Source organism: Pararhodobacter aggregans (assembly GCF_003075525.1).
Classification (GTDB): domain Bacteria; phylum Pseudomonadota; class Alphaproteobacteria; order Rhodobacterales; family Rhodobacteraceae; genus Pararhodobacter; species Pararhodobacter aggregans.
Map to the genome: position 1 here is coordinate 219,392 of NZ_QDDR01000007.1, position 15,656 is coordinate 235,047.

The following is a 15,656-nucleotide window of genomic DNA, read 5'->3' on the forward strand; positions in this document are numbered from 1 at the left end:
AGCGGAGGAGGGCTTTCCAAGCGCGGCCTTGACGGGGAGGCCCCTGCACTAGACTAGTGCGGCAAAGGCGATTCCGATCGAAAGGAAGATCGATGAAGTTCCGGTTCCCCATCATCATCATCGACGAGGATTTCCGCTCGGAGAACACCTCGGGGCTGGGCATCCGCGCCCTGGCCCACGCCATAGAGGCCGAGGGTTTCGAAGTGCTGGGCGTCACCAGCTACGGCGATCTGAGCCAGTTCGCCCAGCAGCAGAGCCGCGCCTCGGCCTTCGTGCTGTCCATCGACGACGAGGAATTCACCCCGGGCCCCGAGCTGGACCCGGTGGTGCAGAAACTGCGCGATTTCATCGAGGAGGTGCGCTGGAAGAACGCCGATGTGCCGATCTTCCTGCATGGCGAGACCAAGACCTCGCGCCACCTGCCCAACGACATCCTGCGCGAGCTGCACGGCTTCATCCACATGTTCGAGGATACGCCGGATTTCGTCGCCAAGCACATCATCCGCGAGGCGAAATCCTATCTGGAAGGGATCCAGCCGCCCTTCTTCAAGGCGCTGCTGGATTATGCCGAGGATGGCTCCTATTCCTGGCATTGCCCGGGCCATTCCGGCGGCGTGGCGTTTCTGAAATCGCCCATCGGGCAGATGTATCACCAGTTCTATGGTGAAAACATGCTGCGCGCCGATGTCTGCAACGCGGTCGAGGAACTGGGCCAATTGCTGGACCATAACGGCGCCATCGGCGCGTCCGAAAGGAACGCGGCGCGGATCTTCAATTCCGACCATTGCTTCTTTGTGACGAACGGCACCTCGACTTCGAACAAGATGGTCTGGCACCATACCGTCGCGCCGGGCGATGTGGTGGTGGTGGACCGCAATTGCCACAAGTCGATCCTGCATTCGATCATCATGACCGGCGCCATTCCGGTCTTCCTGCGCCCGACCCGCAACCATTACGGCATCATCGGCCCGATCCCGCGCTCGGAATTCGACCCCGAGGCGATCAAGGCCAAGATCCGCGCCAACCCGCTGTTGCAGGGCGTCGATGCCGATGCCGTCAAGCCGCGCATCATGACCCTGACGCAATCGACCTATGACGGCGTCCTCTACAATACCGAGATCATCAAGCAGGCGCTCGACGGCTATGTCGACAACCTGCATTTCGACGAGGCCTGGCTGCCGCATGCCGCCTTCCACCCGTTCTATGGCACCTATCACGCCATGGGCCGCAAGCGGGAACGCACCAAGCATTCGGTGACCTATTCCACGCAGTCGATCCACAAGTTGCTGGCAGGGATTTCGCAGGCCAGCCACGTTCTGGTGCAGGACAGCCAGGAGGTGAAGCTGGACCGTCACCTGTTCAACGAATCCTACCTGATGCACACCTCGACCAGCCCGCAATATTCGATCATCGCGTCGTGCGACGTGGCGGCGGCGATGATGGAGCCCCCGGGCGGCACAGCCCTCGTTGAGGAATCGATCCTGGAATCGCTCGACTTTCGCCGGGCGATGCGCAAGGTCGACGGCGAGTTCGGCAACGACTGGTGGTTCCAGGTCTGGGGCCCCGACGCGCTGGAAGAGGAAGGGATCGGCCGCAACAAGGACTGGGTGCTGCGCCGCACCGACGAGGATGGCGTGCAACTGGCGGATGGCGAGGACAGCTGGCACGGCTTCGGCGCCATGGCGCCCGGCTTCAACATGCTGGACCCGATCAAGGCGACGATCATCACCCCCGGTCTGGGCATCGACGGCCGGTTCGAGGAGACGGGGATCCCGGCCTCCATCGTCTCCAAATACCTCGCCGAGCACGGCGTGGTGGTGGAAAAGACCGGGCTCTATTCCTTCTTCATCATGTTCACCATCGGCATCACCAAGGGCCGCTGGAACACGCTGCTGGCGGCGCTGCAGCAGTTCAAGGACGATTACGACCGCAACCAGCCGCTGTGGCGGGTCATGCCCGAGTTCAGCGCCAAGCAGCCGCGCTATGAACAGATGGGCCTGCGCGACCTCAGCCAGCACGTCCATACGCTTTACGCCAAATACGACGTGGCGCGGCTGTCGACCGAGATCTACCTGACCGACCACCACCCGGCGATGACGCCGACCGAGGCGTTTTCCTGCATCGCCCGGCGCAAGACCCAGCGCGTACCGATCGACCAGCTGGAAGGGCGGATCACCACCAGCCTGGTGACCCCTTATCCGCCGGGCATCCCGCTCTTGATCCCGGGCGAGGTGTTCAACGCCAAGATCGTCGATTACCTGCGGTTCAATCGCGATTTCGCCCGCGAATGCCCGGGGTTCGAGACGGATATCCACGGGCTGGTGCAGGAAATCGGCCCGGACGGGACCATGCATCACTACGCCGATTGCGTGGCCGAGGAATAAGCCCCTCACGGCATCGTCAGGGATGGCCCCTCCCCTTGCCGGGTGGGGCGCCTTAAGACGGGCCTGTGGTGCCGGGTCCAGACCGGCGCCGGAGGTCGCGCATGCGCATTCTGGTCATCGAAGACGACCCGGTCCTGGCCAATGGCCTCGGCGTCGGGCTCAGGCTCGCGGGGTTCTCGCCCGAGGCGGTCGGCTGCCTCGGCGATGCCCGTGCGGCGCTGGCGGGCGACGGCGGGGCCTTCGGCGCCGTGGTGCTGGACATCGGCCTGCCCGATGGCGAGGGGACCGACCTGCTGGCACAGATGCGCGCGGCGGGCGACCGACGGCCGGTTCTGCTGCTGAGCGCGCGTGACCGGGTGGCGGACCGCATCGCCGGGCTCGATCAGGGCGCCGATGATTACATGGGCAAACCCTTCGATCTGGACGAACTGGCCGCCCGCCTGCGCGCCCTTCTGCGCCGCAACGAGGGGCGGGCGCGGCCGGTCCTTGAATGGAACGGGCTGATCGCCCGGCTCGACACGATGACCGGGGATTTCCGCGGCGCGCCGGTGAAATTCTCGCCCCGCGAATTCGTGCTGCTGCATCACCTGATGGAGCGCCCCGGCGCGATCCGCTCGAAGGCCGAGCTGGAAGAACGGCTGTATGGCTGGAACGAAGAGGTCGAAAGCAACACGGTCGAGGTCCATGTCCACAAGCTGCGCGCCAAGCTGGGGGCGGGCTTCATCGAGACGGTGCGCGGCATGGGCTATCGGCTGGCCGCCGAGAGCGGGGGCTGATGTCGATCCGGCTGCGGCTGATCCTGACGCTGACGCTGGCGACGCTCGCCGTCTGGCTTTCGGCCGTGGTCTGGATCGAGCATTCGACCCGCGCGCAGGTCGAACGGGTGCTGGACACCCGGCTGGCCGAGGCGGCGCGCATGGTCTCTTCGCTGCTGTCGGACCGGCGCATCGCGCTGGCGGAAACCGGCGAGATCTTCACCAGCGACGCGGCGCCCGGCTACCTCCGGCAATTGTCCTGCCAGATCTGGTCCGAGACCGGCGCGCTGGTCGGCCAGTCCAGCGGCGCCCCCGACGGCCCGCTGACCGAGGCCCGGGCCGAGGGCTATTCCACCTCGGTGATCGAGGGCGAGGATTGGCGCGTGTTCACCGTCCTGAACGCCGAGCTCGGCCTCAGCATCATGGTGGGCGACAGCATCGCCGTGCGCGAGCGGCTGATCTTCGACGTGATCGGCGGCTTGCTGTTGCCCGCCGCGGTGATCCTGCCGCTCTTGGCCATGGCGCTCTGGATCGGCGTGTCGCGGGGGCTGCGCCCGCTCGACCGGCTGACCGAGGCGCTGCGCCAGCGCTCTCCGCAAGACCTGTCGCCGCTGCCGCTGGCCCCGGCCCCGCCGGAACTGAGGCCGGTGCATCAGGCGCTGGACGGGCTCTTCGCCCGGGTCCGGCAGGCCCGCGCCCATGAGCGCGATTTCACCGCCTTCGCCGCGCATGAATTGAAGACGCCGCTGGCCGGGCTGAAGACCCAGGCACAGATCGCCCGCCGCGCCCCGGACGAGGCGACGCGGCAGGCGGCGCTGGCCGAGATCGAGGCCTCGGTCGCGCGCTCGGACCGGCTGGTGCGGCAATTGCTGGACCTGAGCGCGCTGGAGGCGGGCGAGGCCGCACCGCAGGCCGTCGCGCTGGGGGCGATCCTGGACGAGGTGCAGCGCGATCTGGCGCCGCTGGCCGCGAAACAGGGCGTAACGCTGGCCGTGACCGGGGGCGAGGCGGCAAGGCTGCTCCTGCCGCGCGTCCTGCTCTACACGCTGTTGCGCAACGTGGCCGAGAACGCGATCCTCGCCAGCCCCGCGGGCAGCGCCGTGCAGCTGTCGGCCCGCTGTGCGCCCGGGCGCTGCGTGATCGCGGTCGCGGATCAGGGCCCCGGCATCCCCGAGGCGATCCGCGCCCGCATCACCGAACGCTTCTTCCGCGGCCCGGGGGCGCCGGTGGGGGGCAGCGGGTTGGGGCTGGCCATCGCCGCCGCCGCCGCCGATCGGCTGGGCGCCACGCTGGATTTCCCCGCGCCGGGCGCCGAGGGCGGGCAGGTGGTGCGGCTGGTGCTGCCGCGCCCGGGCTAGTCTAGGCGCGGGCCTCGCGGATCGCCTGCTCCAGCCCCTGACGCTCCAGCACGCCGGGAAAGATCTGCGTGCCGATCACGAAGGACGGGGTGCCGATGAAGCCGAACCCTTCGGCCTGGGCATGGGTCCGGCGCAGAAGCGCGTCCCATTTCGCCCCCTCTGCATCGTAGGAAGCGAGCGCCTCCTCGGGGTTCACCACCTCGCCGACGACCGCCATCACCGCCTCGAAATCCAGCGAACCGCGGGTTTCCATCAGGGCGTGGCTCACCGCCTCGTAGGCGCCCAGCGCCACCGAGCCCAAGGCCAGCTGCGCGGCAAAGACCGAGGGCGCGCCGAACACCGGCCAGTCCTTCAGGATCAGCCGGACATTGCCGTCCCGCGCCACCACATCGGTCAGCACCGGGTGCAGGGCTTTGCAATAGGGGCATTGGTAGTCGAAATACTCAACCAGCGTGACATCGCCCTCGGGGTTGCCCAGCACCGGCGCATCGGGGTCGAAATGGACCTCGTCAAGGCTCGGCGCCTCTTGCGCGGCGAGCGTCCCGGGCAGGATCACCGAGGCACCGGCGGTCAGCAGAAGAATGCGGCGGGTCAGCATCAGTCGAGCACTCCGGTGTTGCGGGTCGCCTCGGGCGGGACGGTGCCCAGCCCGCGTTCGTCGGGGCCGAGCACGACCACACGGGTGCCGCTGCGCACGCGGGCGGCGAGGTCGATGATGTCCTGATTGTAAAGCCGGATGCAACCCGAGGACACCGCCGTCCCCACCGTCCAGGGCTGGGGCGTGCCGTGGATGCGATAGAGCGTGTCGCGCCCGTCCCGGTGCAGATAAAGCGCGCGGGCGCCGAGCGGGTTGTCGATGCCCCCGGGCACGCCCCCCGCGTATTCGGCGTAATCGGGCCGGTTGGCGATCATGTTCGGCGTCGGCGTCCAGCGCGGCCAGTCGCGCTGATAGGGGATCCGCGCCTCGCCGGTGAACTGGAACCCGGCCTCGCCCACCGCCACGCCATAGCGCAGCGCCCGGTTGCCCGGCTCGACCAGATAGAGGAAGCGGTCATGCGGATCGACGATGATCGTCCCCGGCGGGTGATCGGTCCAGTAATCGACCTCCTGCCGGACGTTGCGGGCGCTCAGGTTCTCCAGCGGTACGGCGGGGATGATCTCGTCCCCGTCCTGCAGCGCACGGTAACGGGCCAGAATGTCGGGCGGCAGCGGCGGCTCGGCCGGGGCCTCGGCCACCGGCGGCTCGGCATAGGGCACGGCGGCGCAGGCGCCCATCAGCAGGGCGAGGGTCAGGGTCAAGATGGGTCGGATCATTCCACGTCTCCTCCGGCGGCGCGCATGCCTGACAGCATGGCGGCGCGGGATACTTCGCCGGTCGCCCGGGCGCTCACCCGGCCTTCGGCGTCAAAAAACAGCGTCGTCGGCAGGCCGACGGCGCCAAGCTCGCGCATCAGGGCGCTGTCGGGGTCGAGGACGATACCCGTCCCGTCCAACCCCTGAAGATCGAGGAAATCCTCGATCGTGCCGCGGTCCTCGCCCTGATTGGCAAAGACCACGTCGATCCCGGGATGGGCCGCGGCCAGCGCCATCATCATCGGCATTTCGCGTCGGCAGGGCGGGCACCAGCTGGCCCAGAGGTTCACGACCAACGGCCGCCCCTCACGCCGGGTCAGCAGCACCGGCGGCCCCTCCAGCGCCGCGAAGGCACGGGCCGGAAGCGTCACGGCGGGCGCCCCGGCGAAGGCGAGGACCGACAGGCCCGCCCCCGCCGCCAGCGTCAGAACCCCCGCCAGCGCCATGCCCGAGGCGGGCCGCCGGATCAGCAGCGCCAGCACCAGCACCCCCAGCCCGGCAAAACCCCCCAGGACCGAGAAGCCCCCCTGCCACAGGGCAAGGGCACTGAGCGGTTCCCCGGCAAAGACGGCGCGGTTTTCATAGACATGCAGGATCCGCGCGCCCAGCACCCAGGCCAGCATCGCCCCGCCGACCGGCAGGGGCAGCGGACGGCCCTGCCGGCGGGCCAGCCATTCGACCAGACCGCCCAAGGCGACCAGCACGCCCGCCGCGACGATGGCGGCGAACCGGGCGATGTCGAAGACCAGCGGCCCGATCTGGACGGCGCTCATGACCACCTCCGCCCGGTGGGACAGGGCAGGACGGCGACAGGCGGGCAAAGGAAGACAACGGCTTTCATGCCGCCGACTTCCCCCGCCCGCCTTACACCAACCTTAAGGCTGGCCGCCCCTTCGCCCCGATGACACAGAGGTGATCAGATCAGCACGAACAGGATGGCCGGAAACAGGATCAGCAGACCGACCCGCACCACCTCGGCCGCGAAGAACATCGAGGCCCCGGCAAAGATGCGGCCCATCGGGGTCGAGGGGGTGATCGCGCCGATGATGAAGACATTCATCCCCACCGGCGGGGTAATCAGCCCCAGTTCGATGACGATCAGCATCAGGATGCCGAACCAGATCTTCAACTCGTCCGGCCCGAGGCCAAAGGCCGCCTGATCGGCGCTGACATAGGGCCCGCCGTTCACCGCCAGCATCACCGGCCACAGGAACGGCACGATGACCAGGATCATCGACAGCGATTCCAGGAAGCAGCCCATGACGATCAGGCAGCCAAGGCAGATGACCAGCATGAGATAGGGGTCGATCGCGGCCGTTGCCGCCCAATCGGCCAGCCCCATCGGCAGGCCCGAGCGGGTGAAGAAGCTGGTCAGCACCGCCGCGCCGAAGAGGATGGCATAGATCATCCCCGAGGTGACGGCGGTGCTGAGCACCGCCTCGCGCAGGCCGCTCCAGGTCAGCCCGTCGCCGGTGATGAGCCGCCGTGCGGCGCCGTAGAGGATCACCGCCAAGGCACCGATGGCCGCCGCCGGGGTGGGCGTGAACAGACCGAAGGCCAGGCCGAAGATCAGCGCGCCGAAGATCCCGGCGACCGGCAGGAAGCGCAGCAGGGCGCGCAGACGGTCGGCCCGGGGCATCGGCGGGATGACCGGCGCGGCCTCGGGGCGCAGGCGGGTGTAGAGGGCGATGACCGCGACGAAGAAGACCACGGCGATCAGCCCCGGCAGGATCGCCGCGCGGAACAGGTCCAGGATCGAGGCCTCGACGATCACCCCATAGATGACCAGCGCCACCGAGGGCGGGATGAGGATGCCCAGCGTCCCGCCCGCCGCCAGCACCCCGGCGCTGAACCCGGGCGCGTAGCCGCCCTTCTTCAGTTCGGGCAGGGCGATCCGCCCCATGGCCGAGGCCGTTGCGGCCGAGGATCCGCAGACCGCCCCGAAGCCCGCGCAGGCGACGATGGCCGAGATGGCCAGCCCGCCGCGCATCCGGCCGATCATCGCCTGGATGCCGTCGAACAGGTCGCGGCTGAGGCCCGAGAACCCCGCCACATAGCCCATCAGCACGAAAAGCGGGATGATGGTCAGGTCATAGCTCGCCATGCTTTCCCACAGCATCGACTTGAACTGCCGCAGATAGGGCTCGAACCGCAGGAAGGGGGCGACGATGCTCAGCGCGTAACTGCCGCCGAGGCCGACGGCGATCATCGCCACCACCACCGGAATACGCAGCAGGATCAGCAACAGCAGGACGCCCAGCCCCGCCAGCCCGGTAATTTCACGCGGGTCCATGCACGGCCTCCTCGCCTTTCAGCGCGTTCAGGGTCATCACCGCCGCGACCAGCGCCCAGAGCAGCATCGACACCACGCCCGGCCAGTAGAACGGCCATTGCGGCCATTCGAGGATGCCGGTGGTCAGCCCGTCGCGCCGCACCTCCAGCGCGCCGATGGCCATCCACCAGGCCAGGAACAGCGCGACGCCGGTGGTCAGCGCCTGGGCGATGACGCGGTTGACGCGGCCGATCCAGCGCGGCGCCGGGTCGATCAGCAGGCCGACCGCCACATGCCCGCCCCGCCATTGGCAGAGCGGGAAGAAGGCCAGCGCCGCGACGCTGGCCAGCAGTTTCACCACATCCTCGTAGCCGTAGATCCCCGGCACCCGGATGTCCCAGCCGCGCAGCACCATGTCGGCGGCGAGCGCGCCGACATTCACCGCGGTCAGCGCGACGATCAGGGCCAGGCACAGCCCGCCGATCATCGCCCAGAAATTGACCAGCGCGGTCATCACGGCCGGTTACTCGCCGTGGACGGCGATGGCGGCGCGGGCCCGGGCGATCAGCCCCGCCCCGTCGATGCCCTGCCCCGCCACATCGGCGATCCAGCGCTGCGCCACCGCCTCGTCCGGGGCGCGGAAACTCTCCCAGGCTTCGGGGCTCAGCTGCACCACGGGCCGCGTCCGGGCCATCCGCGCCGCCATCTCGGCCTCGAACGCATCGAAACCCGCCCCGACCTCGGCAGCGATGGTCAGGCCGGAATTGGCGTCGATCACCGCGCGCAGATCCTCGGGCAGGCTCTCGTAGCGCTCGCGGTTCATGGCAAAGAGGAAGACCATGGTTCCGGCCCGCGCGCCCTCCGGCCCCTCGACCGAGGCGCCGGTGATCTCGGCCAGACCCATCGGGCCCGCGGCCTCGAAAGGCAGAAGCGCGCCCTCGACCGCGCCCCGCGACAGTGCCTGCGGCAGGTCGGGCACCGGCATGTTGACGGGTTCCGCGCCCCAGGCCTCGATCAGCCAGCCACCGATGCGCGAGGGGGTCCTGAGCCGCATTCCCTGCAGATCGCCGACGCCCCCGATCGCCCCGCCCCGCATGTGCAGCACATAGCCGGAATGGACATGGACCAGCAGCGGATGCACGTCCTGTAGATCCTCGGCCAGGTCGGGCATCAGGTCCTGAATGGCCAGCGTCGTCGCCTCGGCCGAGTTCTGGTGCACGCCCGGCAGTTCGAACACCTCGAGCCGCTTGAAGAGGCCGGGCGTGTAGCTGGGCAGCGTCCAGACGATATCGGCCACGCCGTCGCGGACCTGGCGGTACAGCTCGGGCGCGGCGCCCCCCATCGACATGGCCGGATAGATCTCGACCGCGATGCGGCCGCCCGATTGCTCCTGCACGCGCTGGGCCCAGGGTTCCAGCAGCACCCGCTGGGCGGTGGAATTCGGCCCCAGGAAATGGTGAACGGTCAGCGTGACCTCTTGCGCCAGCGCCTGTCCGGCGGCGGAAAGGCCCAGCGCCAGCGCCAAGGCGGCGGCGAAACCCTTGGATTCGATGTGCATCTCTCACTCCCCGACTGATGCCGCGCCGGGTCCGATCCTCGGCGCCGGCTGGACCTTAGCGCAGCGCCACGTATCGGATTACTGGCAATTTCCGATGCGAACTATCGGCCAGACCGATACGAAACCCATCTGCGCACCGCCCCGATCCGGCAACCAACTATCGGCCCGACCGATAGCTCGCGTCGAAAATACGGCGAAACGCTTTGCCGGGAAGGCGGCTAGGGTCCGGCCAACCGGGCCGCCCAGGCGGCCGCCGGTCCATCCAAGGGAGGTTCGCTTGAGCTCGAAACTGATCATCACCGTGGCGCCGACCGGGGGCATGGCCCCGAAAGAGGCCTCGCCGCATCTGCCCACCCAGCCGGACGAGATCGCCGCCTCGGTCACCGCCTCGGCCAGGGCGGGCGCCGCCATCGCCGCGCTGCACGCGCGCCGCCCCGACCATCTGGCGACCTGCAACCCGGACATCTACCGCGCCATCAACGACAGGGTGCGCGCGGGCTCGGACATCATCATCAACAACTCGACCGGCGGCGGCTCGACCGGCGACATGGTGATCGAACGCCCCGACGGCATCTGCGAGAACAATTTCGACGAACGCCTGAAGGGCACGATGGCGGGCGCCGAGATGTGCACCATGGACGCCTTCACCGCTGTCGATACCGTGGTCCCGGGCAAGGAATTGCTGGTCCTGACCACGCCCGCCCGCTGCGAGGTTCTGGCGCAAGCGATGCAGGCCAAAGGCATCAAGCCGGAATGGGAGGTCTTCAGCCCCGCCCATATCATCAACGACGCCGTGCGCCTGATCCAGAAGGGCTATGACAAGCCGCCCTATTTCTTCAACTTCGTGCTCGGCGCGAACCGCAATTTCCAGGGCGCCATGCCCTATTCGCACGACATCCTCGAATCGATGATCAAGCTGCTGCCGCCCGGGTCGATCTGGAACATCTCGGCCATCGGCACGGCGCAGCTGGCGGGGACCACGCAGGCGATGCTCTGGGGCGGGCATGTGCGGGTCGGGCTGGAGGACAACCTCTATTACGCCAAGGGCGAGAAGGCGACGAACGAGCAACTGGTCGCCCGCACCGTCCGCATCGCCAGCGAGTTGCAGCTCGACATCGCCACCCCGGCCGAGGCCCGCGCCATGCTGGGGCTGAAAGCGCCATGAGCGGGACGGCGCTGGTCTGCACGACCGAACGGCTGGTGGCGTGGAGCGAATGCGACCCCGCCGGGATCGTCTATTACCCCCGCTACGCCGAGATGTGCGACGCCAACACCAACGCGCTCTTTGCCCAGGCCACGGGTCTGGGCAAGCGCGAGACGCAGGCGCGCTACGGAATTGTCGGCTGGCCGATGGTCTCGTCCGGCCAGCGCTATCTGAAGCCCGCGACCTATGGCGACGTGGTGCGGGTCAGCAGCCGGGTGCTGCGGTTCGGGGGCTCGTCCATCGAGCTCTCGCACCGGATCGAGCATCGGGACGGCAGCCCGATTGCCGAACTGACCGATACCCGCGTCTGGGCGGTGCCCCATCCCGAGAAGCCGGGCGCCATCAAGGCCGCAAAGCTGCCCGCCGATTTCACCGCCTGTTTCTTTACCGAAGGGTGACCATGAGCCGCCTGATCGACCTGTCCGTCGCGCTGAAAGCCGGGATCGCCTCGGACCCGCCGCATATGCTGCCGAAGATCGACTATCTCGACCATGCCAAGGGGGCCGAGGAATTCGCCATGCTGTTCCCCGGCCTTGCCCCGGCGGACCTGCCGGGGGGCGCCGGGGCGGCCATCGAATGGGTGACGATGACCACCCATAACGGGACGCATATGGACGCGCCCTGGCATTTCCACCCGACGATGGACGGCGGCGCCCCGGCGCTGACCATCGACCAGATCCCGCTCGACTGGTGCTACGGGGCGGGGGTGAAGCTCGATTTCCGCGACCGGCCGGACGGGCATGTCTGCTCGGCCGCCGAGGTGCAGGCGGAACTGGCGCGGATCGGGCACCGGCTCGCGCCGTTCGACATCGTGCTGGTCAACACCGCGGCGGGCGCGGCCTATGGCCAGCCGGATTTCCTGGACCGGGGCTGCGGGCTGGGGCGCGAGGCGACGCTGTGGCTGCTGGAACAGGGCGTGCGCGTGACCGGCACCGACGCCTGGAGCTGGGACGCCCCCTTCCGCCACACCCGCGAGCGCTTCGCCGCTTCCGGCGATCCCTCGATCATCTGGGAGGGGCACAAGGCCGGGATGGAGCGCGGCTATTGCCATATGGAGAAGCTGACCAATCTGCCCCTGCTGCCCGCCACCGGCTTTCGGGTCAGCGCCTTCCCGGTCAAGGTCGAGGGGGCCTCGGCCGGCTGGGTGCGGGCGGTGGCGCATCTGCCGTGACCCATTGACAGCGCGCCCGGCCTTTGCCCCCTTGGAGCCCGGGCGCGCGGAGAGACTGCATGCGGTTCAAGGGGCTCGACCTCAATCTGATGGTGGCGCTGGACCATCTGCTGACCGAGCGCAATGTCTCGCGCGCGGCGGACAAGCTGTTCCTCAGCCAATCCGCCACCTCGGGCGCGCTGGCCCGGCTGCGCGAATTCTTCGGCGACGATCTCTTGGTGCCGGTCGGCCGCAAGATGACCCTGACGCCCCGGGCGCAGGAACTGGCCGTGGCGATCCGCGCGGCGCTGATGCAGATCGAGACGACGATCATCGAACAGCCGCGGCTGGACCTGTCGACCGCCCGGCGCAGCCTGCGGGTCATCACCTCGGATTACGTGGGGATCGCCTTTTTCGCCCGCGTCGTGCAGTCGATCCAGGCCGAGGCCCCGGGGATCAGTTTCACTTTCGTGACCCCCTCGTCCGACGCGACGCGCCAGATCGCCCGGGGGCAGGTCGACCTTGCGGTGATGCCGGAACGGTTCCTGGCGCCCGACCATCCCTCGCACCTGCTCTTCGCCGATGGCTATGCGGTGATTGTCGACGCGCAGAACGCCCGGGTGGGCGAGGCGCTGGATCTGGAGACCTTCATGGCCCTGCCGCAGGTCTCGGTCCAGCTGATCGACGGGCCGCCCAGCTACGAGACGGCGCTGGCCGACCGCTTCGGCAACAGCCGGGTGATCGACGTGCTGGCGACGAATTTCTCCAGCGTGCCGTTCTTCGTGCTGGGCACGCAGCGGGCGGCCATCGTCCACCAGCGGCTGGCGCAGATCGTCTGCGCGATGATGCCGCTGCGGATGTACCCGCCGCCGATGCCCCTGCCCGAGCTGAGGATCGCCCTGCAATGGCACCAGCTGGCCGATGGCGACCCGCTCCTGCGCCATGTCCGCACCCGGATCCTGGAGATCGCCGCGGCCGAGGGTCTCTGACCTCAGCCGCCCGCCTTGGTGAACCCGGCGATGCGGCGGTAATTGGCGGCCACCTCGTCCAGCTCGGCCTGGGTAATCAGATCCTCGATCCGGTCCTGCGGCCCGGTGACCCGCGCGGCAGCGATATCCAGCACCTGCTCGGGCCCGCCCAGCCGGTTGGCGCGCACCACATTGGCAGCGATGGGCAGGCGCGCCTCCTCGTAGGCGCGCAGCCCCAGGGGACCGGGCGCCGCCGTCAGCGCATCGGCCAGCGCGCGGGCGTCCAGCACCGCCTGGCTCGCGCCATTGGCGCCGATCGGGTACATCGGATGCGCGGCATCGCCCAGCAGCGTCACGCGCCCCTCGGTCCAGAAGGGCAGCGGGTCACGGTCGATCATCGGGAATTCCGTCACGATCTCCGTGGCTTCCAGAATCGCGGCGATATCCATGTCGGGCATCTGGAAGGCGCGGAACGGGGTGATGTAATCCATCGTCGCCCCCCGCCGCCAATCGGCGTCGTCGATGTGGCGCGGGGCGGAATGGCGGATCTCGGCCACCCAATTGGTCAGCGCGCGACCCTTCCGGCGGGCCTGTTCGCTGATCGGATAGGTCACGAACTTGCAATCGTGATCCCCGGCGATGACCATCGTGCGGCCGTCGCCGATCATCGGCATCTCGACCGCGCCACGGAACATCATCGTGCCCTCGTAATTGAGCGGCCCGTCACCCGGATGCATCTGTGCCCGGATCGGCGAGCGCAGCCCCTCGGCCCCCACCACCAGATCGCCCCGCAGGCTGCTGCCATCGGCGAACAGCACCTCGGCGCCCGCCGCATCCTGCCGGTAGCCGGTGACCGGGCGCCCGGTCTCGACCGCGCCCGCCCCGGCCCGCGCCCGCAGCGCATCGAGCAGCAGGAACTGCAGCTCGCCCCGGTGGATCGAGTATTGCGGCGCCGGGAAACCCGCCGCCATGTTGCGCGGATCGGACTGGATCAGATGGCCGAAGCGCGTGCGGTACTCGATGCAGCGGGTCTGGATGGCCATGGCATCCAGCGCCTCGGTCAGGCCCAGACCGCGCAGGATCCCTGAGGCCGAGGACATGACGTTGATGCCGACACCCAGCGGCCGGATCTCGGCCACGGATTCGAGGACCTTCACCTCGAAACCCGCCTCATGCAGGCAGAGCCCCGCCGTCAGCCCGCCGATCCCGCCCCCGGCAATGATGATCTTGACCATGGTCTTCCCCTCCCCGTGGCGCAGAACTTCTGTGCCTGTCCTGCCCTCATCTCACCCCGCGGGGCCTGTGCGGACAAGCCACGCAGGTGATAAAGACTTTTCAATTCGCAACCTCGGGATTGCCATGACGCGCCCCTATCTCGACCGTCACCGCTTCGTCCTCGGCGATGCCTCGGCGCATCTGGGCTTCCTGCATTGCGAGCGGCTGGCGGCGCGCAGCCATATCCATGACTGGTCGGTCGAGGCGCATTTCCACGAGGGCCTGTCGCAGGTGCTGGTCTTTGCGGGTGGCGTTGTCGAGGCGCTGGTCGACCACAGCCCGGCCCGGATCGAGGGGCCCGCCGTGCTCTGGCTGCCGGCGCTGTGCAGCCATGCCTTCCGCTATCCCGTGGGCATGCAGGGCTGGTCGATCACGCTGCCCGCCAGCGACACCGCCCGCATCGCCGCCGAGGCGCCGTGGCTGGACAGCTGGATCGCCCGTCCGCAGGTGCTGTCAGGACCGGGCCTGACCGAAACGCTGCTGCCCCTCGTCGCCCGGATCGAAGGCGAGAGCACCGGCACCAGCGCCGACCGCAGCATGGCGCTTGAGGCGCTGTTCCGGCTTCTGCTGATCGAGATGGGGCGCGGGCTGGCGGCCGAGGGCGCGGCCGCCACCGGCATCGCCGGGCGCAAGCAGCAGCTGGTCGCGCGCTTCCAGCGGCTGGTGGACGAAACCGCCCCCCTGCCCGACGCCGCCGCGCTGGCCCGCAGCCTGTCGGTCACGCGCACGCATCTGACCCGGGCGATCCGCGAGGTCACCGGCCGCACCGCCAGCGAGATCCTGGCCGAACAGCGGGTGCTGCGGGCCCGCCGCAGCCTGGCCTTCAGCCCCGAGCCGATCAGCGCCATCGCCTATGAGCTGGGGTTCTCCAGCCCGTCCTATTTCACCCGCTTCCTGGTGGCCCGGACCGGCGAAACGCCCAGCGCCTTCCGCCAGCGCTTTCGCCGGGGCCTGACCGCGGGTTAGGCTTTCGGGGCGATGTAGGCCGTGGCCTCGATCTCCAGAAGCGCCTCGTCCTCGACCAGATCCTTGACCACGACCAGCGACATGGCCGGGAAATGCTTGCCCAGCACCCGGCGATAGGCCGCCCCGATCTCGCGCTGATGGGCGAGGTAGGTGGCCTTGTCCTTGACGAACCAGGTCAGGCGGCCGATGTCGCCGGCCTCGCCGCCCGCGGCCTGGACCACGGCCAGGATATTCGCCAGCACCTGTTCCATCTGGCCGATGAAATCCTTGGCGACGAAGACCTTGTCGGCGTTCCAGCCGATCTGGCCGCCGACATGCAGCGTGCCGTCGGCCATCAGCATGCCATTGGCATAGCCCAGCGCCGGGGCCCAGCCCTCGGGGTGAATGACGGTCGGTTTCATGGTGGTACTCCG

The 15,656-nt window shown here is 68.8% G+C and carries 16 protein-coding genes; 8 read left to right on the top strand and 8 right to left on the bottom strand.

All coding sequences use genetic code 11. The features are described 5' to 3' along the window. The first annotated feature begins 92 nt into the window (after positions 1-92). The 3 genes from DDE23_RS14675 (at position 93) to DDE23_RS14685 (ending at position 4,497) form a co-directional block, all read left to right on the top strand. Positions 93-2,384 (top strand): arginine/lysine/ornithine decarboxylase, encoded by a 2,292-nt coding sequence (locus DDE23_RS14675; RefSeq protein WP_107752491.1) that lies wholly within the window; start codon positions 93-95, stop codon positions 2,382-2,384. A 101-nt stretch (positions 2,385-2,485) separates the two neighbouring features. Further along, a complete protein-coding gene (locus DDE23_RS14680) occupies positions 2,486-3,160 on the top strand; it encodes a winged helix-turn-helix domain-containing protein (protein ID WP_107752554.1) in 675 nt (224 codons plus the stop codon). Then, a complete protein-coding gene (locus DDE23_RS14685) occupies positions 3,160-4,497 on the top strand; it encodes an ATP-binding protein (RefSeq protein ID WP_238149992.1) in 1,338 nt (445 codons plus the stop codon). The genes DDE23_RS14680 and DDE23_RS14685 overlap by 1 nt, the downstream gene beginning before the upstream one ends. Position 4,498: 1 nt before the next feature. Here DDE23_RS14685 and DDE23_RS14690 read toward each other — a convergent pair whose 3' ends face one another. The 6 genes from DDE23_RS14690 to DDE23_RS14715 form a co-directional block, all read right to left on the bottom strand. Continuing rightward, positions 4,499-5,095, bottom strand: a complete 597-nt coding sequence (locus tag DDE23_RS14690) for a DsbA family protein (RefSeq protein WP_238149993.1) — start codon at positions 5,093-5,095, stop codon at positions 4,499-4,501. Beyond that, the gene (locus tag DDE23_RS14695; RefSeq protein ID WP_107752492.1) at positions 5,095-5,811 is read right to left on the bottom strand and encodes a L,D-transpeptidase; all 717 of its coding nucleotides are present in this window, start codon (positions 5,809-5,811) and stop codon (positions 5,095-5,097) included. The genes DDE23_RS14690 and DDE23_RS14695 overlap by 1 nt, the downstream gene beginning before the upstream one ends. Next, positions 5,808-6,623 carry a TlpA disulfide reductase family protein gene (locus DDE23_RS14700; protein WP_107752493.1) on the bottom strand — a complete coding sequence of 272 codons (816 nt, stop codon included), beginning with the start codon at positions 6,621-6,623 and terminating at the stop codon, positions 5,808-5,810. The genes DDE23_RS14695 and DDE23_RS14700 overlap by 4 nt, the downstream gene beginning before the upstream one ends. Before the next feature lie 143 nt (positions 6,624-6,766). Next, entirely contained in the window at positions 6,767-8,143 is a 1,377-nt protein-coding gene (locus tag DDE23_RS14705; protein ID WP_107752494.1) for a TRAP transporter large permease, read from the bottom strand. Beyond that, positions 8,130-8,636: a TRAP transporter small permease gene (locus tag DDE23_RS14710; protein ID WP_107752495.1), complete on the bottom strand. Its 507-nt coding sequence runs from the start codon at positions 8,634-8,636 to the stop codon at positions 8,130-8,132. The genes DDE23_RS14705 and DDE23_RS14710 overlap by 14 nt, the downstream gene beginning before the upstream one ends. A gap of 9 nt (positions 8,637-8,645) precedes the next feature. After that, on the bottom strand, positions 8,646-9,680 hold the full coding sequence (locus DDE23_RS14715) for a TRAP transporter substrate-binding protein (RefSeq protein ID WP_107752496.1): 1,035 nt from the start codon (positions 9,678-9,680) through the stop codon (positions 8,646-8,648). 277 nt (positions 9,681-9,957) lie between these two features. On the opposite strand from DDE23_RS14715, the gene DDE23_RS14720 reads away from it, so the two are divergent. Genes DDE23_RS14720 through DDE23_RS14735 form a run of 4 tightly spaced genes read left to right on the top strand, consistent with a single transcriptional unit; the run spans position 9,958 to position 13,023 of the window. Next, complete coding sequence (locus DDE23_RS14720) at positions 9,958-10,845, top strand: beta-keto acid cleavage family enzyme (protein WP_107752497.1); 888 nt, start codon at positions 9,958-9,960, stop codon at positions 10,843-10,845. After that, the gene (locus DDE23_RS14725; protein ID WP_107752498.1) at positions 10,842-11,282 is read left to right on the top strand and encodes an acyl-CoA thioesterase; all 441 of its coding nucleotides are present in this window, start codon (positions 10,842-10,844) and stop codon (positions 11,280-11,282) included. The genes DDE23_RS14720 and DDE23_RS14725 overlap by 4 nt, the downstream gene beginning before the upstream one ends. A 2-nt stretch (positions 11,283-11,284) precedes the next feature. Next, entirely contained in the window at positions 11,285-12,055 is a 771-nt protein-coding gene (locus DDE23_RS14730; RefSeq protein WP_107752499.1) for a cyclase family protein, read from the top strand. A 59-nt stretch (positions 12,056-12,114) separates the two neighbouring features. Beyond that, positions 12,115-13,023, top strand: coding sequence for a LysR family transcriptional regulator (locus DDE23_RS14735; protein WP_107752500.1), 909 nt, complete (start codon positions 12,115-12,117; stop codon positions 13,021-13,023). A 2-nt stretch (positions 13,024-13,025) separates the two neighbouring features. Here the strand turns inward: DDE23_RS14735 and DDE23_RS14740 are convergent, their stop codons facing one another. Next, positions 13,026-14,237, bottom strand: a complete 1,212-nt coding sequence (locus DDE23_RS14740; protein ID WP_107752501.1) for an FAD-dependent monooxygenase — start codon at positions 14,235-14,237, stop codon at positions 13,026-13,028. Between the two features lie 124 nt (positions 14,238-14,361). On the opposite strand from DDE23_RS14740, the gene DDE23_RS14745 reads away from it, so the two are divergent. Beyond that, positions 14,362-15,243: an AraC family transcriptional regulator gene (locus DDE23_RS14745; RefSeq protein ID WP_107752502.1), complete on the top strand. Its 882-nt coding sequence runs from the start codon at positions 14,362-14,364 to the stop codon at positions 15,241-15,243. Here DDE23_RS14745 and DDE23_RS14750 read toward each other — a convergent pair. Further along, the gene (locus tag DDE23_RS14750; protein ID WP_107752503.1) at positions 15,240-15,644 is read right to left on the bottom strand and encodes a RidA family protein; all 405 of its coding nucleotides are present in this window, start codon (positions 15,642-15,644) and stop codon (positions 15,240-15,242) included. The two genes, DDE23_RS14745 and DDE23_RS14750, sit on opposite strands and share 4 nt — an antisense overlap. Positions 15,645-15,656 lie beyond the last annotated feature (12 nt).